The following is a 23,957-nucleotide window of genomic DNA, read 5'->3' on the forward strand; positions in this document are numbered from 1 at the left end:
GCAACGCGATTAGGCGATTTTCCACGCCACCCCTTTCATCGTCATCATATTTTTCTACTTGCTAATAAGTAATTTTCAAACCAGCTTCAGACTGGTGAAGCGGGACAGGCCGGAACGAGCGCTGCCCGTGGGAGAGGAGAATATGATGGAAGGCGAACCGGGCGTTTCCTTTGATTTGTCGCGCCGCAACGTCTTTGCCGGGGGCGGTCTCGCCGCACTGGCAGGGCTGGTCGGCATCAATGCCGCCGTTGCCAGCACGGCGTCGGGTGGGGACGATGCATTGCTGGCCGAATTCGACGCCGTGCTGCAGAAAACGGGGGAAGCCGCCAAGCTGGCCTTCGCCCGCAGCACCGCACGACGGCCGCTGGACCGGGCGACCGGGCTGCTGCACATCCTCAACAACCTTGCGCTTGGCCTCGCCTTCCACATCCACGATGGCGATCCGCAGCACCCCGAATTGTTCCGCTATATGGGCCCCGATCGCAAACAGGGCGGCGACAATCAGGATGCACTCTACCTCGGCTTCGCGGTCGATGCCGCCCACACCTATCGCCTGTATGGCAACCGCGGCAGCGCCAAATATCTGTCGATCACCACGGTCGAACACGGCCCTACCCCATGGGGTGGCGCGATGGGGGCAGCCTTGTATGGCCGCGACCTCAAGACCGACGCCAATGGCGATTTCGAAATCATCCTGAGCGCGACGCCGCATGCCGGCAACTGGATCAAGCTGTCGCCGCGCGATTTCCGCATCACGATCCGTCAATTCTTTGCCGATTGGGAAAACGAACGGCCGATGCGCGCCCGTGTCGAGCTCGTCGGGGAAGCGCCCCCACCGCCCGTGATGAGCGCCGAACGGATCATGTCCGGGCTGCGCGCCACGGGCGAATGGATCGAAAGCACGATCCTCTTCTGGCAGCAGGCGATGGACATGTTCCGCCGGACGCCGAACCAGTTCGTCAGCTGGCGCAAGCTGACTGGCGACAAGGTCAACGCCACGCCCGGCGGTGATCCGGCCTGTGCCTATTGGAACGTGCCCGCCGGCCAGGCCCTGATCATGCGCACGCGGCCGCCGCAATGCGAATTCTGGAACATCGAATTCAACAATCCCTGGTGGGAAACCATGGATTATCGAAACCGGCTTTCGGGCACCAACATGCACCACGCCGTGCTGGAAGAGGATGGCGAACTGATCGTCGTCATCGCGCACGAAGATCCGGGCGTGCCCAATTGGCTCGACACGTCAGGCTTCGTCGAAGGCATGGTCGGCCGCCGCTGGATCTTCGCGGATAGCCTGCCGGAAATCGAATGCCGGCTCGTGCCGCACAGCGCCCTGCTCGATCATCTGCCCAAGGGCGTGAAGCGCATGACGCCGGCTGAACGGCGCACCCAAATGAGCGCGCTTCGCAACGGAATTTATAATCGATTCAACTGGATGTGACCGAGATCAGCTCGGCGGGGAAGGATATACATGCGTAAGAAATTGATGGCCGCAGCCCTTGCGGGCACGGCCTGCCATGCACCGCTATACGCGCAAAACCTGGAGGCGACGGCCAGCGGTGCGACAACGGCCACCGGGATCGAGGAAATTGTCGTCACCGCGCAGAAGCGCGAACAGAACCTGCAAGACGTGCCGATCGCCATATCGGCCCTCTCCCCCGCCTTCCTCGAAAAGCGCCAGATCACGTCGGTCGCCGATCTCAGCGGGCTGGCGCCCAATCTCAAGGTGGATACCGCCGGCGGCAACCGGACTTCATCGATCATCGCCATTCGCGGCGGCGTCCAGGGCAATCCCCAGATCTATTTCGAGCCGTCCGTCGGCATGTATATGGACGGCGTTTATATCGCCAAGGCGCAAGGGTCGCTTTTCGATGTCGCCGATATCGAGCGGATCGAGGTGCTGCGCGGCCCCCAGGGCACACTTTACGGCCGCAACGCGATCGCCGGCGCGCTCAACATCGTCACGCGCAAGCCGACGGGCGAATTTGGCGGCAAGATCGAAGCCTCTTATGGCAATTTCGATTACCGGCGCCTGCGTGGCAGCGTCGATCTGCCACGTCTGGGCATCTTCAGTGCCAAATTGTCGGGCCAGATCGCCAAGCGCGATGGCTTCTACCGCGTCACGGGCAATGCCTTCACCGACGAGGCCCAGACGCTCGATTCCCAAAGCGGCATGGTGCAGCTCCGCGCGGAACCATTCGACGCGCTGACACTCGATTATGTGTTCGACATCAGCGTCAACGATCAACAGGCCAGCGCCGCCCAGGCGGTGTCGGGCACGGGCTCGCTCGCCCCTTATGTCGAGCCGCGCAAGCGGCTGCGCGAGGTCAGCTTCAACAGCCCCAATTTCGAATATGCCAAGAATTGGGGGCACGCGCTGACGGCGGCGCTGGATCTGGGCGACATCGGCATGCTCAAATCCATCACAGCCCTGCGCAAGCAGACCTATCGGGACACGCTGGATCTGGACGGCACCCCGATTTCGATGGGCGTCTCGTCACGGGACTCCGATTACAAGCAGTTCAGCCAGGAGCTGCAGCTCACCGGGCAGACGGGTGATCTGAACTATGTGATCGGCGCCTATTATTTCGACGACGACGGCTTCGTGCTGAATCCGCAGTCCTTTTTCTCCGGCCTGTCGAACACGGATTCGCGCTTCGGCTTCACGACCAAGGCCTATGCCGCCTATGCGCAGGTCGATTACAAAATCACCGATGCGCTGACGCTAACCGGCGGCCTCCGCTACACGCACGAAAAGAAAACGGTCGAACGCTATCTCGCACGGCTCACCGCCGCCGGGCGCGTCGTCGTTGTCGATCTTCCAGAAGGCGTGACCCCGCCAGCCAAGTTCGAGAAGATGTCGCCGACGGCGACGCTGGCCTATGAGTTCAATCCGAACCTGAACGTCTATGCCCGCTATGCCCAAGGCTATCGCAGTGGCGGGTTCAACGCGACCGCTTCCAGCACGATCGACGTGCAGCGCATCTTCAAGCCCCAGGTTCAGGACACCTATGAACTGGGTCTCAAGTCGCGGCTGCTCGACAACAAGCTGCAGCTCAACATCGCGGCATTCCAGAACGACGTCAGCGACCTCCAGCTTTCGGTTTTCGTGCCCGGCATTTCGGCCTCCAGCATCCTCGTCAACGCCGGCAAGGCGCGGGTGCGCGGGCTTGAGATCGAAGCCGTGGCGCGGCCCAGCGATGCGCTGACGGTGCAGGCCGGTATCGGCTATCTCGACAGCAAATATCTGCAATATCTCGATGGCGGGATCGACGTCGCCGACAATCGCGCCTTCCCGCACGCGCCCAAATATACGGTGTCCACCAATGTCGATTGGCGGGTGCTGCAGGGCGATTTCGGCAAGCTCAACCTGATCGTCGATCTCAATTTCATGTCGTCTTATTATGTTTCGCCCAGCCCGCTGGTGCCGACCCTGCCAACGCAGACGCCCGCTTCGAAGACACAGAGCCCCGGCCGGACGACGCTCGATACCCGCCTGGTGCTGAGCGAAATGCCGATCGGATCGACCACGGGCACGCTGTCGCTGTGGGGGCGCAACCTGCTGAACGAAGACAATCCGAACTTCTTCATCGATTATGGCGCCAGCTTCCAGCGGTTGATCACCGCCTATTTTCCCGATCCACGCACCTATGGCGTCACGCTTGGACTGAAGTTCTGAACCATGGCGATCCTGTCCAGATCGTTCACCGGCATTTCCGCAACCACGAAGGGATTCCGTCCGATGCGTCATCACCTGACCGCCTCCATCGCCCCGGTGGCACTGGGCGCGCTGATGCCTGCCGTCGTTTCCGCCTTCCTCCTGACAACGCCGGTAGCCGCGATGGCAGCTGCACCGGCGACGGGAGGTGCGCTGGCCACGCCGCGCCAGATCGCGCTGGAAGCGAGTGCGTTGCGGATTCTTGCCAGCGCCCCGATGCAGGCGGAAATCCGGCGCGTCGAGGCACTGTACGCCGCCGATCCGCAAGGTGCCACGGCCACCGGCCGCGCCACCATCAAGCGCGCGGCTGAATCGATTGCGATGGCGGCCATTCAATATGCGATCGGCGAAGATACGGATCGTCCGGCGGTGCTGTGGGTGGTCAACGCACCGCATGCGTGGTTCGGGATGCAGGTGCCACGGTCCGGCTACGGCATCGACAATCCGGACAATGTCTATCGCAACATCATGGTCGATGGCGCCGCCCGCTACGAGATCCGGGGACAGGTCAAGCGGCCGGGCCCTGCCGAACTGCATTTCGAACTGCGGGATTCGATTCCGGGAACCGCCGCGATGGCAGCCGAGGGCGGCAAGCAGCTCGGCACGCTGCGCAACGATGCGATGCAGATCGCGGCGGACGGCAGCTTCACGATCACGCTCGACAGCGCACCCGCCAATGGCCGGCCCAACCACATGCAGATGCCGGCTGAAGGCAAGTTCCTGTTGATCGTTCGTGATCTCTTCACTGATTGGAAGACGCAGAATCCCGTCGCGCTCGAAATAGATCGGGTGGCGGGGCCAGCCGTCGCGCCTGCTCCGTCCGAAGAGGCGATGGCCCGCCGCGCGGCGCAATTGCTGTCGCAGATCGCGCCTTATTGGGTGGCGTATGACAACCAATATGTGTTCACCAAGCCGGTCAATCATATCGGTACGCCGCGCGTGCGGCCGGGCGGGCGCGGCTTTTCGACCGGTGGCCATTTCAGCCTTGCCGCGGACGAGGCATGGATCGTCACCCTCCGGTCGCTCGGCGCCGTGTCGCTTGGTTTTCAGATCACCGATCCCTGGGGTGTGGCCTATGATTATGTGGGGCGCACCAGCAGCCTGAATACGGCGCAGGCACGGCCCAACGCCGATGGCAGCTACACCTTCGTGATCTCCGCGCGCGATCCCGGCGTCTATAACTGGCTTGATCCGGAAGGGTATGCCGCCGGGCTCTACGCCGTCCGCTGGCAATCGCTGCCGCCGGGCGCCGCTCCGGAAGCGGCCGTCAAGGAATCGAAGGTCGTGTCGTTCGATCAGCTCAAGCAGGCACTGCCGCCCGAAACGAGGTTCATCACCCCCGCGGAACGCAAGGCGCAGCAAAAGGAACGTAGCAGGAGCCATCAACGGCGGCTCGAACAATAAAACGGCGGCGCAGGGCAGAATGATACTGCCCTGCGCACTCTTAGCAGCAAGGATAAGCCATATCAGCGGACTGCCATTGGAGCGCGAGACGGCGAAACGCTCCCGGGCTCACCGGCGGCTTCGCATTGCCAGGGCTTGCCGCGCAGCCGAACTCCTGAAAAATATGAAAGGTAGGCTGCGAGCAAAATGGTGGACCCAGGCGTCGTGAATTCCAATCTTCCTTCCGATCGCGGCGCGAACCCGCTCGAACGTCTGATTTCAATCATGGCGCGCCTTCGCGACCCGGTGAACGGTTGTCCGTGGGATCGCGAACAGACGTTCGAAAGCATCGCCCCCTATACGATCGAAGAAGCCTATGAGGTGGCGGACGCGTGCGCGCGCGACGATATGGCCGCCTTGAAGGACGAACTCGGCGATCTCCAATTGCAGGTGGTCTATCACGCGCGCATGGCCGAGGAGCGCGGTGCGTTCGCCGTGGACGACGTCATCGATGCGATCTGCGACAAGATGATCCGTCGTCACCCGCATGTTTTCGGGGACAGCCATTCTCCGGGCTGGGAAGCCATCAAGGCTGAAGAGCGCCGGGCTACCGGCGACGATGGTTCGGCGCTCGCCGGCGTCGCTCTTGGCCTGCCGGCCCTGCTCCGCGCGGAGAAGCTTCAGAAGCGTGCAGCCCGGACGGGTTTCGACTGGGGCGATGCCGATGGCCCGCGCGCCAAGATCATCGAGGAGCTGGAGGAAATCGAAAGCGCACCCGATGCCGACGCGCGCATGGAAGAGTTTGGTGATCTTCTCTTTGCGATGGTCAATTGGGCACGGCACATGGGCATCGACCCCGAGGCCGCGTTGCGCGGGGCCAATGCCAAGTTCGATCGGCGCTTCCGGGGCATGGAGGCGCTAGCGAATGGCGGCTTCGCGACCCTGGACCTCGCCGCGATGGATGCGCTGTGGGAACGCGTCAAGCAGGCCGAGCGGGCGGAACTCAGCGCGACTGGAAGCGCGCCCAATCCGCTTCGCCGAGCCTGACTTCGATCGCGAGTTGATCGCCGCTCATTTCCTGCGACAGCACTTCGCCATGCGCGTGCAGCCAGGCAATCGCGCTGCCATCTGCGGGATCGAGCATCAAATGATAGCGCCGGCTGCCATGTGTCAGGCGATCGGATATCGCCCGAGCGAGCGTTTCGACGCCTTCGCCCGTCATGGCCGAGAGCGTGACGACGTCTTCGCGGCGTGAGGCTTCCCCTTCCGCGTGAATGCGATCCTCCTCCGAAAGGAGGTCGACCTTGTTCCACGCCTCGATGATCGGCACCCCGCCCTCGCCCCGGACGATGCCGATTTCCGCCAGCACGGCTTCCACATCCGCCGCCTGCGCTTCGGTGTCGGGGTGCGAGATATCGCGGACGTGGATGATGATGTCCGCCGCCGTAACCTCTTCAAGCGTGGCTCGAAACGCGGCCACGAGCTGGGTCGGCAGATCGGAGACAAAACCCACGGTATCGGACAGGATGGCCTTGTCGATCCCGGGCAAGGAAATCTGCCGCATCGTCGGATCGAGCGTGGCGAAGAGCAGGTCTTCCGCCATCACCGTGGCGCCCGTCATCCGGTTGAATAGAGTGGATTTTCCGGCGTTTGTGTAGCCGACCAGCGCGATCACCGGCCAGGGCGCCCGCTGGCGCCGCGCGCGATGCAGCCCACGCGTACGCGTAACATTTTCCAACTCGCGGCGCAGCTTCGCCATGCGATCGCGGATCATCCGGCGGTCGGCCTCGATCTGCGTTTCGCCCGGCCCGCCAAGGAAGCCGAAGCCGCCGCGCTGCCTTTCGAGGTGGGTCCAGCTGCGCACCAGCCTGCCCGCCTGATAATCCAGGTGGGCCAGTTCGACTTGCAGCCGCCCTTCGGCCGTTGCGGCGCGCTCACCGAAAATTTCGAGGATCAGACCCGTCCGGTCGATGACCTTGGTGTTGAACGCTTTTTCCAGATTGCGCTGCTGAATGGGGGATAGTGCGCCATCGATGATGACGAGTTCGGCATCCGCCATTCGCGCCGATGTCGCAATGCTGTCGACCTGCCCAGACCCGAACAGGGTGGCGGGTTTCGGATCGCGCAGCCGGAAGGTCAGCTTTTCGACGACATCGACGCCGATCGCTGCCGCCAACCCGGCCGCTTCGTCCAGCCGCGCCTCGGCATCACGGCCAGATGCACTTCCGCGATCGGGAAGAGCCACGATCGCTTTCGCGCCGCGGCTCAGCCCGTCATCGTCACCACGATTGAATACGCTCAATCTTCGTCCGTATCGCTATCAACGCCACTCAGGTTGAGCGGGTTCGCCGGCTGCACCGTCGAAATGGCATGCTTGTAGACAAGCTGGCTCATTCCGTCGCGGCGGAGCAGCATGCAGAAAAGGTCGTAAGCCGCGATTTCGCCCTGCAGCATCACGCCATTGACCAGGAACATCGTCACCGGCTCACGCTGCTTGCGAACCGCGCTCAGGAAGATTTCCTGCAGCAGGGTCGGCTTGCGTTCGTCCGCGAACGTCTTGTCGATGTCCGAAAGGTCCAGCGGGTGTGCCGGCATCACCGTCGAAATGGCATGCTTGTAGATCAGCTGCGACTGTCCGTCCCGGCGCAGCAGCACAGAGAAATTGTCGAACCAGGTGATGATACCTTGCAGCTTCACGCCCTTCACCAGGAACATGGTGACGGGGGTCTTGGATTTGCGCAGCGTGTTGAGGAAAATATCCTGAAGGTTGTTGACCTTGTCGGCCATAAGTCCGGTCTCCGGATTCGTGGCGGGACATTGCCCGCATGAGCGCCTTTGCCGGCGTCGTGCTCGTCCCGCCGATCGCGAGACGCAGCAGACTTACCGCAGGTGCGAAGGCACGTCCATGCCCCTTATTCGTCACCATCCTTCGCATCGGCCAGGCCCAGCGTCTTGAGCTTGCGGTGGAGCGCCGAGCGTTCCATGCCGATGAAGGTCGCAGTGCGCGAAATATTGCCCGAAAAACGGCGAATCTGGACGCGAAGATACTCGCGTTCGAATGTCTCGCGTGCTTCACGCAGCGGCGTGCCCATGATCGATTTGGCGGCATTGCCCGGCACGATCCGCTCCTGATCGCTCAGCACCTCGGGCGGCAGCATATCGACATCGATGACCTGAAGCCGGTCGCCGGGCGCGAGAATGATCGTCCGCTCGACCACATTACGAAGCTGGCGGACATTGCCCGGCCATTCGTAGGTCTGGAGCGCCGCCACCGCTTCCGGCGCAACGGCGGGCGTGCTTACGCGGCGCTCTGCGGCAAAGCGCGCCACGAAATGATCGACCAGTGCGGGAATATCCTCGCGGCGTTCAGACAGCGCCGGCAGGTGAACGGGAACGACATTCAACCTGTAGTACAGGTCTTCACGGAACCGGCCCTCGGCGATCTCGCCGGAAAGATCACGAGCCGACGCCGAAACGACGCGGACGTCGACCTTGACGGTGCGGGTGCCGCCGATCCGCGAAAAGCTCTGATCGGTCAGAACCCGCAGGATGCGACCCTGCGTTGTGGTCGGCATATCGGCGATTTCATCAAGGAACAGCGTACCGCCATGCGCTTGTTCGAGCAGGCCGGGGCGGACGAGTTCCCCGCCCTCCTCCACGCCGAACAATTCCTCTTCCACGCGCTCCGGCGTCATGCGGGCAGCCGACACGACGATGAACGGCGCCGATGCGCGAGGGCTCCAGAGATGCAGCAGGCGAGCCGCCACTTCCTTGCCGACGCCGGCAGGGCCGCTGATCAGCACGCGGCTGCCCGTCGCGGCCACGCGCTTCAACGTCGCACGAACCGTGTTGATCGCCGCCGAATTGCCGGTGAGTTCGTCCTCTTGACCAATCTGAGCCTTGAGCGAGGCCACCTCGCGCCGCAGCCGCTCAGTCTCGGTGGCACGGGCCACCAACAGCAGCAGTCGCTCCGCCTCGAACGGCTTTTCGATAAAATCGGTCGCACCGCGCCGAACAGCCGCCACGGCAGTGTCGATATTGCCATGCCCGGAAATGACCAGCACGGGAATGGAAGGGTCGCGACGCTTGATTTCCTCCAGCAAATCCAGCCCGTCGAGGCGCGATCCCTGCAACCACACGTCGAGCAGCACCAGCGAGGGGCGCCGTTCGGTCAGCGCCGCAAGCGCGCTGTCGCTGTCCGCAGCGGTACGCGCTTCATAACCTTCATCCTCCAGCACTCCGGCGACCAACTCGCGAATGTCCTGCTCATCGTCGACGATCAAAACGTCCAGGCTCATTTATCCATCACTCTTCTGGCGGGTCAGGGCGGGGAGCGCCGCGGCATCGCCGTCGGCAGGCTCGGGGTCGTTGGCGAGGTCAAGCGGCCGAAGCGTCGCGACATCGAAGGTCAATGTCACTGTCGTGCCGCCGCCGTTGCGGTCTGAAAATACTATTGTTCCAAAATGTTCCTCAACGATTTTACGAACGATCGCGAGGCCGAGGCCGGTGCCCCGCGCCCGCGTCGTCATATAGGGTTCGGTAATGCGTTCGCGTTCGGGCGGCAGGCCGATGCCGTCGTCCGAAACGCTGATGCCCAGCCTGTCGCCTTCGGCCAGCACGACCATGGCGACGGTGCCACCACTGCCCTCGCCTCGCGCCTCGATCGCCTCGACCGCGTTCTTGACGATGTTGGTGAGTGCCTGCCCCAATTGCCTGCGATCGCACACCATGATCGGCGAAGGATCGGGCGCCTCCAGCGCAAAGCGGACCGCCGGATGCGCCACTTCATGCAGGAACAGGGCCTGACGCGCGATGTCGACCACCGATTCGGCCCGGAAGATGGGCTTGGGCATACGGGCGAAGGAGGAAAATTCGTCCACCATCCGGCGCAGATCGCCGACCTGACGAACGATCGTCCCGGTAAGCCGTTCGAACACGGCTTTGTCGGACTGCACCTCCTGCCCATAACGCCGCTGGAGTCGTTCGGCCGCCAGCTGGATCGGGGTCAGCGGGTTCTTGATCTCATGGGCAATGCGACGGGCCACGTCCGACCATGCGGCGCGGCGCTGATCGAGAAGCTGCTGGGTGATGTCGTCAAAGGTAAGCACCTGGCCATTGCCGGTGCGGACGAGGGTGACGGCCAATGTGCGGGGATCGCCGCCGCTGGCGAACTGGATGACGGCTTCGCGATCGCTGCCGCTGATCAGTTCACCCAGTTCAGGCGCGACATCCGCGATCGACTGGCCGACCGGGCTCTGTTCGCTGGTCTTGAGCAGTTCGGCCGCCGAGGTGTTGATCAGCCGAATGATGCCGTCTTCGTCCACGGAAATCACCCCCGCGCTAACGCCCGACAGCACGGCTTCGGTCAATGCACGGCGATTTTCGAGCTGCTGGTTCGCGGTGACAAGCGCCCCCGTCTGCTCCTCCAGCTTGCGGGTCATGCGATTGAACGCGGCCGCCAGCGTGCCGATCTCATCATGGGAACGCGGCAGTTTCACCCGCGCCGACAGATTGCCGGCAGCCACCTGGCGCGCGGCGCCAACCAGATCGGACACCGGGCGCACGAGGCGATCGGCGACCTTGAGCGCGATCAGGATCGCGGTGGCGACGATCAACAGCGAGACGACGAGCAGCGCGGCATTGAACTGGAGTTGAAGGGATCGGGAGCGGGCGAGCAGCGAGGCATAGTCGCCACGCGCGCTCTTTGCGCGGGCCACCGATTGCAGCACCATCGGATCGACCCCGCGCGAGGCATAGAGATACACTTCCTCTTCGGGATCGAGCCGCACGACGGTTTCGACGCGATCGCCGGCATCGGTGACGACGCGCGCGCGTCCCTGGCGCAGCTCCGCGATCGATGCGGCGGGCAGACGCAGTTCAAGCGGGCGATTATCGAGATTGGCGCCAGCGATCAGGCGCCGCGTCCCATCCGCTCCGATCGTCACCACCGCCGCTTCGGAAAGATTGCGGGCCGACACCTGCCAGGCCAGCCCCTCCGCGAAACGTGGAGAATCGACGCCGAATTCGGCCGCATAGCCATTCACGTCGCCGCCCATGGCGACGATATCGGCAACGATCCGTTGCTTGTTTTCCTCGACATAGGCCTGCGCCACGCTGTCGGCATTTTCGAGCACGGTGCGCGCCCGATCGGAAAACCAGAATTCGACGCCATATTGGAACAGCAGCGACGCGAAGATGACGACGAGCAGCGTCGGCACGCTCGCGATCACCGAAAACAGCGCCACGAGGCGCACATGCAGACGGCCATTGCCGCCGACGGGCGATCGTGCCGCTCTGCCCTTTGCCACGCGGCGGGCGAGCAGGACGAGCAGCGCCATCACGGGCACCAGATTGGCGACAAGCAGCAAAGCCACCAATGGCGGTGTCAACAGCCGCGTTGGCGTGCCCCCGCCGGTGACGATGAAATAGCTTCCCGTGGCGATTGCCACGGCAACGGCCAGCGTGCCGATTTCGAGCGCCGGCATCAGCCTGCGCCGAAACAGCAACGTCACACGTCTCCACCAGACGGAACCTTCGGTGCGGGGCAAGGAAAGAGACGCCGGCATCGTGGCAGCTCTACCACGATCCCGTTGCACGCAAAACACAGTTACAATATTTGCAATCAGCCTCGAACGATCAGCCCATGCGCCGCAGATCCGAGGGATCGATGCCCCGCTCGGTCAGCTTCTTCCTCAGGGTGTTTCTGTTAATACCCAATAACTTGGCAGCCTTAAGCTGATTTCCCTTCACAGCTGCGAGTGTGAGCTTGAGCAGGGGGCGCTCGACTTCGGCGAGCACCCGATCGAACAGACCATCCGGGGGAAGATCACGGCCAAAGGTGGCAAAATAGCGCGCGACATGATGCTCGACCGCATCAGCGAGCCCACCTTCCGCCGCAATAACCGGTCCCGCATCGCTGGCGATCGAGGTCGAAAATTGCTGATCGATCACCGCCGCCGTGATCCAGTCCTCACGGCTGAGCGCTGCCATGCGCCGCATGAGATTTTCAAGTTCGCGAACGTTGCCAGGCCAGTTGTGGCTGCTCAGCCGGTCGATCGCATCCGCAGTGAGCCGCTTGCGCGGCAAGCCGTCGGCAGCGGCGCGTTCCAGGAAATGGGCGGCAAGTTCTCCGATGTCTTCCATCCGCTGCCGCAGCGCCGGCAAACGCACGGGGACGACATTCAATCGATAATAAAGATCTTCGCGGAAGGCATTGTCAGCAATAAGTTTTGGGAGATCCTTATGGGTTGCGGCAATGATCCGCACATCGGTTCGGATCGATCGGGCTCCGCCGACGGGGTTGAATTCACCGGTCTGAAGCACACGCAGCAGCCGCGTCTGCGCTTCAAACGGCATATCGCCGATTTCGTCGAGGAACAGCGTTCCCCCTTGCGCCTGTTCGAAGCGGCCGGCCGTGCGCGCCGCGGCACCGGTAAAGGCGCCGCGCTCGTGCCCGAACAGTTCACTTTCGATCAGTTCGCGTGGAATGGCGGCCATGTTGATCGCTACGAACGGGCGCCCCGCCCGCGGCCCGAGATCGTGGATGGCGCGCGCCACCAGTTCCTTGCCGGTGCCCGATTCGCCCAGGATCAGCACGGTCAGATCGTTGGCGACGACGCGGGCAATCGTGCGATAGACCTCCTGCATCGGCGCCGAACGACCGATAAGCGGGAGGTCCTCGCCCCCGCCGGCGTCGATCGCATCACGGCCACTCGCGGCCCGCATGGCGAGTGCGTCGGCCACCGCGCGGGTCAGTTCGCCCAGGTCGAAAGGCTTTGGAAGATATTCGAACGCACCCTGCTCGGTCGCGCGGACGGCGGTGGTCAGCGTGTTCTGCGCCGACAGCACGATGACCGGCATGTCGGGATTGACCTCAAGCATCTCGGGCACGAGATCCAACCCGTTGCCATCGGGAAGAATGACGTCGGTGACGAGGACTTGGGGCGCGAAATCCCGCATCTTGCGGCGCTGCTCCGCCACGGTCGCTGCCGTTTCGACAACATGGCCTTCACGGCGCAGCGCCTCGCGCACGACGGTGCGAATGGCCGCGTCATCATCGACGACAAGAATACGCCCGCTGGTCATGCTTCGCTCGCGCGGGGCAGGAGGAGTCGGAAAACGGTGTGGGCGGGTGTCCCTTCCCGCGCATATTCGATCATGCCGCCCTGATCGGCGACCAGCTTCGCGACCAGCGCCAGTCCAAGACCGCTTCCCGACGGCTTGCTGGTCACGAACGGCTCAAACAAATGGTCCGCAATATCGTCCGGAGCACCGGGCCCTTCATCGATCACGCAGACCTCGATCGGCAGCGACCGTTTGCCGTCGCCACCACGCAGACGAACCGAGACGCCGTGGCGGTATGCCGTCCGCAACGTGATGATATTTCCTTTATTTTTCATTGCTTCTGCGGAGTTCTTAATCAGGTTTATAAGGATTTGAATAAGCGAATCGCGATGCCCTAGGACGGGCGGAAGCGATGGGTCGTAAGATTCGCGGATCGTGAAGCCACTGGCAAAGCCCTGCAGCGCCACCTCCCGAGCATGGCCCAGCAGCGCGTGGATATTCTGCGGCGAGAGATCGATCTGCCGCGTGTCGGTGAAGCCCTCCATGCGGTCGATCAACGCCGCCACGCGATCCACCTCGTCGCGAATGAGGCGTGTCAGATCCTGCGCGCCCTCGTCAACGGATGCTTCGAGAAGTTGCGCCGCCCCGCGAATGCCGGACAGCGGATTCTTGATCTCATGAGCGAGCATTGCGGCTGCGCCGATCGCCGACAACGCGCCCCCTTCCCGATCGCCGCGCCGGCCAAGGAGATGCGCCGGCGGCAAGCCGTGAACGGTGATGACTCGCCACCCCGGTCGATCGGCCAGTGGCCCGACCATCAGGTCGACACGCTGATGGCGATCCGCCGGAAGCACCACTTCCAAATCATATGCGGCAAATGGCGCATCGGGCGCCATTGACGTCAGCGGGTGGCCGATCAGCGTTTCGATATTCCGGCCGACAATCGCCCCACGGCCAAGGTTCAGCAGGGCTTCACCGGCATTGTTGACGTCACGAACCACGCCCTGCGCGTCGATGAGCAGCATCGGCGTCGGCAGCGCGGCGATCTGTTCGGCAAGATCAGGACGATCCGGTTCGGGCTGGGAGGTCGGGCTGCCCCCCAATCGGCCGAAACGGATCAGGCCGCTGCCTGGCAGAGCCATGGCGTGTAGAACTCTTCCAGCATGTCCAGAACGGTCGCCGCGCTCGGCTCCTGATTAACGCGATTGCGGAACTCGGCAGAGCCGGGTAAGCCCTTGGTGTACCAGCCGATATGCTTGCGGGCCATGTTGACGCCGGTAAACTCGCCATAATGCTCAAGCATCGCGCGATAATGACCTGTAATAACGCGATATTGCTCGTCGATCGAAGGGTCGGGAAGGCGCTGGCCGGTTTCCAGCCAATGCATCACCTGATGGAGCAACCAGGGCCGGCCATAAGCGCCGCGACCGATCATGATCCCGTCGGCCCCGGATTGCTCCAGCGCGCTGTCGGCATCTTCGATCGAACAGATGTCGCCGTTGGCGATCACGGGCACGGATACCGCATCCTTCACCTTGCGAATGAAGGCCCAGTCCGCCGAGCCCTTGTACATCTGGCAGCGTGTGCGGCCATGGACCGTGATCAGCTTGATGCCGACATCCTCGGCGATCCGCGCCAGTTCCGGCGCGTTGAGGCTGTTATGATCCCAGCCCATCCGCATCTTGAGCGTTACGGGCACCGAAACCGCGCCCGCGACCGCCTTGACGATCTCGATCGCAAGGTCGGGAACCCGCATCAGCGCCGATCCGGCGTCGCCGTTTACGACCTTGCGGACCGGGCAGCCCATATTGATGTCGATGATCGCGGCACCGCGATCTTCGGACAGTTTGGCGGCTTCCGCCATTTCCACCGGAGTGCAGCCCACCAACTGCATGGAAACCGGTTCCTCGATGGGATCCCAAGCCGCCTTCTGGATCGACTGACGGGTTTCCCGGATCGCAGCCTGGCTGGCGATCATCTCGGTAACATTCAGCCCCGACCCATATTCGCGCACGACCTTGCGGAAGGGCAGATCGCTGACACCCGTCATGGGCGCCAGAATCACCGGCGTGGCGATGGTGACATCACCGATCTGGATGGGGTTGAGCCGCGACATTAATTCATTCTGCCTAAAAAACTGGCAGTCGCCCTACTCGCAAAGGCGCTGGCGGGCAAGGCCAGCCTCGGCTAACGGGCGGGCATGACCCGAAGCACGCATATTGTCGCGCTCGTTGTCGCGGCCGGCAAAGGGGAGCGCGTCGGCGGCGATTTGCCCAAGCAATATTGGAAGATCGGCGGCAAAGCTGTGATCGCGCATGCGGTGGATGCGCTGGCTGCGCACCCAGCCATCGCCGCCGTGCACGTGGTGATCGGTGCTGGCCAGGAAGAGCTTTACAGCAAGGCAATCGGCACACGGCTGTTGCCGGCGCCGGTGATCGGCGGCGCATCGCGGCGCGATTCGGTGCTGCGCGGACTGGCGGCCATCGAGGGGGCGTCGCACGTCCTCATCCATGACGCGGCCCGCCCGAATCTGCCGGGCGCGGTGATCGACCGATTGGTCGAGGCGCTCGAACATCACCCCGGTGCCATCCCCGGTTTGCCGGTTGCGGACACGCTGGCGCGCGGAACCGACATTTTGGGTGACGTCGTGCCGCGCGACCAGCTCTATCGCGTTCAGACGCCGCAAGCCTTTCAGTTCGACGCCATCGTGGCAGCACACCGGGCATGGCCCGATGATCGGGAAGCAACCGACGACGCGCAGGTTGCGCGTGCTGCTGGTCATCGCGTCGCCATCGTGCCGGGCGATGCCCTTCTGGCAAAGATCACCTTCGGAGAGGACATTGCCGTGGCCGAACAGCGGATGGCCGCACGCATGATCGCGCGCACCGGCCTTGGCTTCGATGTCCACGCTTTCGCGGACAAGGCCGAACTGTGGCTTGGCGGCGTCCGCATTCCCCATTCGCGTGGGCTCGCGGGCCATAGCGACGCCGACGTTGCCCTGCACGCGCTGACCGATGCATTGCTTGGCGCCATCGGCGATGGCGACATCGGCAGCCATTTCCCGCCCTCCGACCCGCAATGGAAGGGCGCGGATTCCGGCCGCTTCGTGGAACATGCCCTTGGCCTGATCGTCGAGCGCGGCGGCATTGTCGACCATGTGGATCTGACGATCATCTGCGAGGCCCCCAAGATCGGCCCGCATCGGGACAGCATACGCACCCGCGTCGCGGCGCTGTTGCGGCTCCCCGAGCGCAGGGTTAGCATCAAGGCGACCACGACCGAGCGGCTGGGCTTCACCGGTCGCGGCGAAGGGATCGCCGCCCAGGCGATCGCCACGGTGAGATTGCCGGAAGACCTATGAGCCTGAGAGCGGAAGGAATTGACGTGCGCTTGTTGTTTGCCACGCTGCCACTGTCGCTTGCCCTTGGCGCGGCGCCGCCGGCCCTTGCCAAAGAAGCCCGGCAGTTGGAGCCTGCGAAAGGCGAGGCGGCTTCCGCATGCATCACGCGGCCCCAGCTTGAAGGGCTGATCACCTATGCCCTGCCCTCGTTGATCGAAGGCGTTGCCAAGAAATGCGCAGGCAGCCTCGCCGAAAGCTCGTTCCTGCGCCGTTCAGCACCGGCGCTTGCCGAACGCTATCGACTGGACAGCGACCGCCACTGGCCGATGGCGCGTGCGGCGGTGACGTCCATGGCCGGAACCGATATCTCTTCGCTTGGCGAAACAACGGAAAAGGCGATGGTGACCAGCATCGTGGGCGTAGCGATCGCCGAATCGATCAAGCCAAGTGACTGCGGCAGCGTCGATGAGGCAGTCGAACTGCTGAGCCCGTTGCCGGCGGCCAATCTGGGCAAACTGACGGCGATGCTCGCCATTCTGGGATCCAAAGACGATCAGCCCGGCGAGAGCGCCTTTGCCATCTGTCCTGCTGCGGGAGGCGAATGAAGTGCCCGACACGACCTTGCCATCCGTTCTCGTGGAAGCCGCGCGCCGCGTGATCGAAGCCAACCGCGCCGCCGGAAAGACGGTCGCGGTCGCCGAAAGCTGCACCGGCGGCCTGGTTTCGGCAGCGCTGACCGAGATACCCGGATCGTCCGACGTTTTTCTGGCCGGCTTCGTGACCTATTCCAACGAGGCAAAGCTCGGCGTGTTGGGTGTCAGCCTCGATGTGCTGGAAACCTTCGGCGCCGTATCGATCGCGGTGGCATGGGGCATGGCACGCGGCGCCCTGGAACGGGCGGATGCCGACACCGCGGTGGCGATCACCGGCATTGCCGGCCCGGATGGCGGGAGCGACAAGAAGCCCGTCGGCACGGTGGTTTTTGCGCGCGCCCAGAAAGGCGGGGATGCGCAGGATGTAACCGCCGACGCCCATGAATTCGGCGATCTGGGGCGGGGCGGAATCCGCCTTCAGGCCGCGCTGGTAGCGCTCGAACTGCTGATGCCGGGGGCGTCCGTTCCCGTGCCGTAAAGTTCGGCGGCGCGCTCTTCGAAGGCATTGATCATCTTGCGGAGCGCGCGGTCGAACACCTGGCCCGCCAGCATTTCGAAGATCGCCGATCGAAAGGCAAAATCGACCGAGAAGTCGAGCAGGGTTCCCCCCTGCCCGTCCGGCCGAAACCCCCAATCATTATGGAGATATTTCAGGGGGCCATCGACATATTCGACGCGGATCGAATCCGGGCGCCGCTTGTGGACGAGCGACGTGAAATTCTCCCGCAGGCCCTTGAAACCGACCACCAGGTCCGCGACCATCTCGGTATCGCTGTCCGAACGCACGCGCACGGCCGCCACCCAGGGCAGGAATTCGCGATAGCTCGGCACGTCGGCAACCAGATTGAACAGTTGCTCCGGCGTGTAAGGCAAATGGCGGGTTTCGCTATGCTTTGGCAAGCTGGGCCTCGCGGGCAGCGCGGAGCTTCGCGAAATCGTCGCCGGCATGGTAGCTGGACCGCGTCAACGGGCTCGACGCGACGAGCAGGAAGCCCTTGGCCCGCGCGATCGCGGCATAAGCCTGGAAGGTCTGCGGGGTCACGAATTCGGCCACCTTGGCGTGGCGCGGCGTCGGCTGCAGATACTGCCCGATGGTCAGGAAATCGATATCGGCCGAACGCATGTCGTCCATCACCTGATGGATTTCCATCCGCTCCTCGCCAAGGCCGACCATCACGCCAGATTTGGTGAAGATCGATGGGGCGTGCCGCTTCACCGTCTCCAGCAGGCGCAACGACGCGTAATAGCGCGCGCCCGGCCGGATCGTCGGATAGAGCCGGGGCACCGTTTCCAGATTGTGGTTGTAGACGTCGGGGCCCGCCGCGATGATGGATTCGATCGCCGCCTGCGCCTTGTTGCGGAAATCGGGGGTCAGGATCTCGATCGTGGTGTTCGGCGTCGTGCGGCGCAACGCCTCGATCACCTTCACGAACTGGGACGCACCGCCATCGGGAAGATCGTCGCGATCGACCGATGTGATGACGATATGCTCCAGCCCAAGCTCCGCTGCGGCATCCGCGACATGCTGGGGCTCCTGCGTGTCCACCGCGCGCGGCATCCCCGTCTTCACATTGCAGAAGGCGCAAGCCCGCGTGCACGTATCGCCAAGGATCATCACCGTGGCGTGCTTCTTGGTCCAGCACTCACCGATATTCGGGCAGGCCGCCTCCTCGCACACAGTGGCGAGGTTGAGGCGGCGCATCAGCTGGCGCGTCTGCGAAAAGGCTTCGCCAACGGGCGCACGGACACGGATCCAATCGGGCTTGCGCGTGCGGGGCGATGCGGCGGGAGCGAGGGGCTCGGTCATGCTGCGCCAGATAGCGACGCTTGCGCCCACTTGCCACCCCCCATGTTCCGACGCTACGGCGGAGCGCATGAGCGACTTTCAGGACATGATCGAAGGCTATCGCCGCTTCAAGACCGGCGAATGGTCCCGCGAACGGGCCCGCTGGGCCGAATTGGCGGAGGGCCAGAGCCCCAAGGTGCTCGTGATCGCCTGCTCCGACAGCCGAGTCGACCCGACGCGGATTTTTGATACCTCGCCCGGCGAAATCTTCGTGGTGCGCAACGTCGCCAATCTCGTCCCGCCCATCGAAACCGGCGGCGGCCATCATGGCGTTTCGGCGGCGCTCGAATTCGCCGTGACGCAGCTGGAAGTCTCAGAAATCGTCGTCATGGGCCATGGCGCCTGCGGCGGTTGCTCTGCCGCCCTGAGCCAGCGTTTCAAGGATATGCGCCCCGGCGAAGGCGGCTTCATCGCCGATTGGATCGACCTGCTGAAGCCGGCGCGTGACGAGGTTGTCGCCCTGCATGGCCAGGAAGGCCCCGCTGCCCATCGCGCGATGGAGGAGGCCGCGGTCAAGGTAAGCCTGGCCAATCTCCGCACTTTCCCGTGCATCCGCGCGCGGGAGCGTGAAGGCCGCCTGCGCCTCCACGGATCCTATTTCGCCATCGCGGACGGCGTGCTGCACGTGCTGGACCCCGAAACGGGCAATTTCGGCCCGGCCTGAACCGGCGCCGGCCGAAATGGGCCGGGCAGCGAAGGATTAGCCTAGAGCGGCAAAAGCAGGTGCATAGTGCACCTCGCCGCTCGTCACAGGCAGCGCGTCGCCCTGCAACGCCAGGGCCATGAAATGCGGGCCGGCATATTCGCACGCAAATCCGGCGGCTCGATCGGTTCGAAAACCGAAACGACCATAATAAGCCGGATCGCCGAGCACGAAGGCCCCTTCCCAACCACGCTCCTGTGCGACCGCCAGGGCCGCACGAATGAGACGATCGGCTATGCCGCGTTTGCGCGCCGCTTCGGCCGTGGCCACGGGGGCCAGGCCCACGGCACGGAACGGCGCCTGCATGCGTGAGAAGCCGACATAGGCCAGAATTGCGCCGTCAGAGACGGCTACGAACTCCAGCGCGATATCGCCATCGGCGCGCAATTGCGCCGTCAGTCGCGCCTCCTCCGGCCCGGGAAAGGCAGCGGACAGCAGGTCCGCGATGGCATCATGATCGCCGGCCGCCACCGGCCGGCAAACCATCTCCGCCATCGCGGCGTGCATCGTCAGCGCGTCAGCTTCTTGTAGGCCAGCGCCGTGGGGCGATCAGCGGCGTCGCCAAGGCGTCGGCGCTTATCCTCCTCATAAGCCTCGAAATTACCCTCGAACCATTCGACATGGCTGTTGCCTTCGAACGCCAGGATATGGGTCGCGAGACGATCGAGGAAGAAGCGGTCGTGGCTGATCACCACGGCGCAACCGGCGAAGTTTTCGATCGCTTCTTCCAGCGCGCCGAGCGTTTCGACGTCGAGGTCGTTGGTCGGTTCGTCGAGCAGCAGAACGTTGCCGCCCCGTTTCAGCATCTTGGCGATGTTGACGCGGTTGCGCTCACCACCCGAAAGCTTGCCGACATTCTTCTGCTGATCGGCGCCCTTGAAGTTGAACGCACCGACATAGGCACGGGTCGAGGCGTCGTGGCCATTGACCTTCATATAGTCGAGCCCGTCGGAGATTTCTTCCCAGACGTTCTTCTTGGGATCGAGGTGATCGCGGCTCTGATCGACATAGCCGAGACGCACGGTCGAACCCATTTCGATGGTGCCGGTATCCGGGGTTTCCTGACCGGTGATCAGCTTGAACAGCGTCGATTTGCCGGCGCCGTTCGGGCCAATCACGCCGACGATGCCGCCGGCGGGCAGCGTGAACGAGAGATTCTCGAACAGCAGCTTGTCGCCATAGGCCTTCGAGATGTTCTCCACCTCGATCACCTTGCCGCCCAGACGTTCGGGCACCTGGATGACGATCTGGGCCTTGCCGGGCGCGCGGTTCTGCTGCGCCTCGACCAACTGGTCGAACTTGGCGATACGCGCCTTGGATTTCGTCTGGCGCCCCTTGGGCCCCTGCCGGATCCACTCGAGTTCGTCCTTGATCGCCTTCTGGCGGCCGGATTCCTCGCGGTCTTCCTGCTCGAGGCGCTTGGCCTTCTTTTCCAGATAGGTCGAATAATTGCCTTCGTAGGGGAAATACTTCCCGCGATCGATCTCGAGGATCCAGTCAACCACATTATCCAGGAAATAGCGGTCGTGGGTGATCATCAGCACCGCGCCGGCATATTCCTTGAGGTGGTTTTCCAGCCATTCGACGCTCTCCGCATCGAGATGGTTGGTCGGTTCGTCGAGCAGCAGGATCGACGGCTTCTGGATCAGCAGACGGGTAAGCGCGATGCGGCGCTTTTCACCACCCGACAGATTTTCGACCGACCAGTCGGAGGGCGGGCAGCGCAGCGCTTCCATCGCGATTTCGAGCTGGTTGTCGAGCGTCCAGCCGTCGACCGCGTCGATCTTGCCCTGAAGCTCGCCCATCTCCTCCAGCAGCGCGTCGAAATCGGTGTCCTCCTGCGGATCACCCATCTCGGCCGAGATCGCATTGAAGCGGTCGACCATGTCGGCCACTTCGCGCGCGCCGTCCTTGACGTTCTCGAGCACATTCTTGGTGGGATCGAGCTGCGGTTCCTGCGGCAGATAGCCGACGGTGATGTTCTCACCCGGCCACGCCTCACCCGAAAAATCGGTGTCGATGCCTGCCATGATCTTCATCAGGGTCGATTTGCCGGCGCCGTTGGGGCCGACGATGCCGATCTTGGCACCCTGATAGAATTGCAGGTTGATGTTGTTCAGCACCGGCTTGGGAGCGCCGGGGAAGGTCTTGGTCATGTCCTTCATGACGAAGGCGTATTGGGCGGCCACGTGGCGGTCTCCGGATTAGTCGGTCAAAGCGGCGGAAAAATCCCGCCGCACCTAGCCGAGCGGCGAACGCTTGGCAAACCGGCGCGGCGGCCGATCGATCGCGATGCGATGTCGGGCAATCGACGATGTAGATAGTTGGGCGCGGCACGCGGTCAAGCGCAGCACCGCTGCTCGTCAGGGTCGATAGGCTCCTGCCAGCGCCCCTCACCTATTGTTTTGCAAGCCCCGTTCGGCCACTTGGCGGATATATACGATTTTCGAGGAGCCGTTGCCCTTATGCGCCTGACCGCTGTCGCCTGCGCCACCGCCGCCATCATGACGGCCCCCGCCCTTGCCCAGACCCTCGACGTTGCCGCGCTGCGCGATGCGGCGCTCAAGGACGAGATCGCCTGGAACATCACGGAGGGGCTGACGACGGAAGTCGGCCAGCGCCTCGCCGGCACGGAGGCCGAAGCTCGGGCACGGATCTGGGGGCTCGCACGCCTCAAGGCGCTCGGTTTCAGCAACGCACGGATCGAGCCGTTCGACATGCCGGTATGGGTGCGCGGCGAGGAAACGGCCGAAATCGTCTCGCCATTCCCGCAAAAGCTGGTGCTCGCGGCGCTCGGCAATAGTGGCGCGACGCCCCCCGAAGGCATCACCGCCGAAGTCGTCGCCTTTCCGAGCCTCGCGGCGCTCGAGGCCGCAACAGATGCGCAGGTGCGCGGCAAGATCGTCTTCGTCGATCATGCGATGGGCACGACGCAGGACGGATCGAGCTATGGCGCATTCGGCGCCGCCCGCCGGAAGGGCCCCTCGATCGCGAGCCAGAAGGGAGCCGCTGCGATCGTGATCCGGTCGATCGGCACTGATTTCCACCGCAACCCGCATACCGGCGTGCAGAGCTGGGCCGACGGTATAACCCCGATCCCGGCTGCCGCCCTCAGCCTGCCGGATGCCGAACAGCTCAAGCGTATCGTGGCACGCGGCAAGCCTGTTTCGATGAAGTTGGTGCTGACCCCGCGCAACATCGGCACGCGCCAGTCGGGCAACCTGATGGCCGAAGTCCCCGGTCGCGATCCGAAGGCGGGCATCGTTCTGGTCGGCTGCCACCTCGACAGCTGGGATCTCGGCACTGGGGCGATCGACGACGCGACGGGCTGTGGCATCGTCGCGGCGGCCGCCAAGCGGGTGATGGATGCGGGCAAGCCGCTGCGGACGATTCGCGTGGTGTGGTTCGGTGCCGAAGAGGTCGGCATTCTCGGCGGCAAGGCCTATCGCGACGCACATCGCGATGAAAAGCATGCGATTCTCGCCGAATCGGATTTCGGTGCCGATCGCGTCTATCGCTTCGACAGTTATGTGAATCAGGCAGCGCTGCCGGTCGTCGATCGATTGGCGGCGGCGCTCGCGCCGATCGGCGTGGCCCGTGGCAACAACGCGGCGCGCGGCGGATCGGACATTGGCCCGCTGGCGGCCACCGGCGTGCCTGTCATCGCGCTGCGGCAGGACGGAACGCGTTATTTCGACCTGCATCACACGCCGGATGACACGCTCGACAAAGTCGATCGCACGCAACTTGCGCAGAACGTCGCGGCATGGACAGCGATGATCGCAACAGTGGCAAATGAACCGGCCGAATTGGGGCCGGTTGCTCCTACCGGGGACGAATGACCGCACGAAAAGCACTTGTGCTAAGCAATTCGAGACGGCAGAACCTCTTAACCCTCGCTGAATTTGGCGTTGACGCTGACGGGGGCGACGCTATGGGGGGCCGCTGGGACGGCGTTCGGGCCGGCCCCTGATAAGAACTATGGGAGCTGCTCGAATGAAGAAGCTTAGCTTTGTTCTCGCTGCCGCCGGCCTGATGACCCTGGCCGCGTGCAACAACTCGACGACCGAAACCGCCGTCGAGAACGCTGCTGAAAACGCCGCCGAAGTGGTCGAGGCGACGGCCGACAACGCCACTGCGGCGATCGAGAACGTGACCGACAACGCCGTTGAGGCTGTCGAGAACGTGACCGACAACGCTGCTGCGGCTGTCGAGAACGCCACGAACGCGATGTAATTCGTCGCAATGCC

20 protein-coding genes and 1 pseudogene are annotated in these 23,957 nt (G+C 63.6%); 10 read left to right on the plus strand and 11 right to left on the minus strand.

The annotated features are described in order from the left end of the window. Nucleotides 1-145: 145 nt before the first annotated feature. From CHB74_RS00525 to mazG, 4 genes are all read left to right on the plus strand, one after another. A complete protein-coding gene (locus tag CHB74_RS00525; protein WP_179220654.1) occupies nt 146-1,441 on the plus strand; it encodes a DUF1214 domain-containing protein in 1,296 nt (431 codons plus the stop codon). A gap of 30 nt (nt 1,442-1,471) precedes the next feature. Beyond that, a complete protein-coding gene (locus CHB74_RS00530; protein WP_089217650.1) occupies nt 1,472-3,679 on the plus strand; it encodes a TonB-dependent receptor in 2,208 nt (735 codons plus the stop codon). Nucleotides 3,680-3,742: 63 nt separating this feature from the next. Further along, complete coding sequence (locus CHB74_RS00535) at nt 3,743-5,122, plus strand: DUF1214 domain-containing protein (protein ID WP_179220655.1); 1,380 nt, start codon at nt 3,743-3,745, stop codon at nt 5,120-5,122. A 186-nt stretch (nt 5,123-5,308) separates the two neighbouring features. Next, complete coding sequence (mazG, locus tag CHB74_RS00540; protein WP_089217652.1) at nt 5,309-6,148, plus strand: nucleoside triphosphate pyrophosphohydrolase; 840 nt, start codon at nt 5,309-5,311, stop codon at nt 6,146-6,148. Here mazG and hflX read toward each other — a convergent pair. From hflX to dusB, 7 genes and pseudogenes are all read right to left on the minus strand, one after another. Continuing rightward, nucleotides 6,105-7,403 carry a GTPase HflX gene (hflX, locus tag CHB74_RS00545; protein WP_089217653.1) on the minus strand — a complete coding sequence of 433 codons (1,299 nt, stop codon included), beginning with the start codon at nt 7,401-7,403 and terminating at the stop codon, nt 6,105-6,107. The genes mazG and hflX overlap by 44 nt on opposite strands. Continuing rightward, nucleotides 7,400-7,960 (minus strand): annotated as a pseudogene (gene hfq, locus CHB74_RS00550) (RNA chaperone Hfq); the annotation flags it as partial. The gene hflX and the pseudogene hfq, both read right to left, overlap by 4 nt. Before the next feature lie 53 nt (nt 7,961-8,013). Then, entirely contained in the window at nt 8,014-9,399 is a 1,386-nt protein-coding gene (ntrX, locus tag CHB74_RS00555) for a nitrogen assimilation response regulator NtrX (protein WP_089217655.1), read from the minus strand. Beyond that, a complete protein-coding gene (locus CHB74_RS00560; protein ID WP_089217656.1) occupies nt 9,400-11,667 on the minus strand; it encodes a sensor histidine kinase in 2,268 nt (755 codons plus the stop codon). Nucleotides 11,668-11,737: 70 nt separating this feature from the next. Next, on the minus strand, nt 11,738-13,186 hold the full coding sequence (gene ntrC, locus CHB74_RS00565; RefSeq protein ID WP_089217657.1) for a nitrogen regulation protein NR(I): 1,449 nt from the start codon (nt 13,184-13,186) through the stop codon (nt 11,738-11,740). Next, complete coding sequence (locus tag CHB74_RS00570) at nt 13,183-14,307, minus strand: two-component system sensor histidine kinase NtrB (protein ID WP_089217658.1); 1,125 nt, start codon at nt 14,305-14,307, stop codon at nt 13,183-13,185. The genes ntrC and CHB74_RS00570 overlap by 4 nt, the downstream gene beginning before the upstream one ends. After that, nucleotides 14,283-15,281, minus strand: coding sequence for a tRNA dihydrouridine synthase DusB (dusB, locus tag CHB74_RS00575; protein WP_089217659.1), 999 nt, complete (start codon nt 15,279-15,281; stop codon nt 14,283-14,285). Before dusB ends, CHB74_RS00570 begins: the two co-directional genes overlap by 25 nt. Before the next feature lie 84 nt (nt 15,282-15,365). On the opposite strand from dusB, the gene CHB74_RS00580 reads away from it, so the two are divergent. Genes CHB74_RS00580 through CHB74_RS00590 form a run of 3 tightly spaced genes read left to right on the plus strand, consistent with a single transcriptional unit; the run spans nt 15,366 to nt 17,636 of the window. Next, nucleotides 15,366-16,526, plus strand: coding sequence for a bifunctional 2-C-methyl-D-erythritol 4-phosphate cytidylyltransferase/2-C-methyl-D-erythritol 2,4-cyclodiphosphate synthase (locus tag CHB74_RS00580; RefSeq protein WP_089217660.1), 1,161 nt, complete (start codon nt 15,366-15,368; stop codon nt 16,524-16,526). Continuing rightward, nucleotides 16,523-17,110, plus strand: coding sequence for a hypothetical protein (locus CHB74_RS00585; RefSeq protein WP_089217661.1), 588 nt, complete (start codon nt 16,523-16,525; stop codon nt 17,108-17,110). The genes CHB74_RS00580 and CHB74_RS00585 overlap by 4 nt, the downstream gene beginning before the upstream one ends. Nucleotide 17,111: 1 nt before the next feature. After that, nucleotides 17,112-17,636, plus strand: a complete 525-nt coding sequence (locus CHB74_RS00590; protein WP_089217662.1) for a CinA family protein — start codon at nt 17,112-17,114, stop codon at nt 17,634-17,636. Here CHB74_RS00590 and CHB74_RS00595 read toward each other — a convergent pair. After that, nucleotides 17,576-18,058 carry a type II toxin-antitoxin system RatA family toxin gene (locus tag CHB74_RS00595; protein ID WP_089217663.1) on the minus strand — a complete coding sequence of 161 codons (483 nt, stop codon included), beginning with the start codon at nt 18,056-18,058 and terminating at the stop codon, nt 17,576-17,578. The two genes, CHB74_RS00590 and CHB74_RS00595, sit on opposite strands and share 61 nt — an antisense overlap. Continuing rightward, complete coding sequence (gene lipA, locus CHB74_RS00600) at nt 18,045-18,965, minus strand: lipoyl synthase (RefSeq protein WP_089217664.1); 921 nt, start codon at nt 18,963-18,965, stop codon at nt 18,045-18,047. The genes CHB74_RS00595 and lipA overlap by 14 nt, the downstream gene beginning before the upstream one ends. Before the next feature lie 67 nt (nt 18,966-19,032). Between lipA and CHB74_RS00605 the strand changes: the two genes are divergently transcribed. Further along, on the plus strand, nt 19,033-19,668 hold the full coding sequence (locus CHB74_RS00605; RefSeq protein ID WP_089217665.1) for a carbonic anhydrase: 636 nt from the start codon (nt 19,033-19,035) through the stop codon (nt 19,666-19,668). A gap of 36 nt (nt 19,669-19,704) precedes the next feature. Here CHB74_RS00605 and CHB74_RS00610 read toward each other — a convergent pair whose 3' ends face one another. Together CHB74_RS00610 and ettA are read right to left on the minus strand one after the other, a co-directional pair. Continuing rightward, a complete protein-coding gene (locus tag CHB74_RS00610) occupies nt 19,705-20,214 on the minus strand; it encodes a GNAT family N-acetyltransferase (protein WP_245842522.1) in 510 nt (169 codons plus the stop codon). Nucleotides 20,215-20,216: 2 nt separating this feature from the next. Beyond that, on the minus strand, nt 20,217-21,896 hold the full coding sequence (ettA, locus tag CHB74_RS00615; RefSeq protein ID WP_089217667.1) for an energy-dependent translational throttle protein EttA: 1,680 nt from the start codon (nt 21,894-21,896) through the stop codon (nt 20,217-20,219). Nucleotides 21,897-22,172: 276 nt separating this feature from the next. On the opposite strand from ettA, the gene CHB74_RS00620 reads away from it, so the two are divergent. Further along, on the plus strand, nt 22,173-23,549 hold the full coding sequence (locus CHB74_RS00620; protein WP_089217668.1) for a M28 family peptidase: 1,377 nt from the start codon (nt 22,173-22,175) through the stop codon (nt 23,547-23,549). Between the two features lie 154 nt (nt 23,550-23,703). Further along, nucleotides 23,704-23,943: a hypothetical protein gene (locus CHB74_RS00625; RefSeq protein WP_089217669.1), complete on the plus strand. Its 240-nt coding sequence runs from the start codon at nt 23,704-23,706 to the stop codon at nt 23,941-23,943. The last annotated feature ends 14 nt before the right edge of the window (nt 23,944-23,957 follow it).

The organism is Edaphosphingomonas laterariae (assembly GCF_900188165.1).
In the GTDB taxonomy this organism is placed as follows: Bacteria; Pseudomonadota; Alphaproteobacteria; order Sphingomonadales; family Sphingomonadaceae; genus Sphingomonas_E; species Sphingomonas_E laterariae.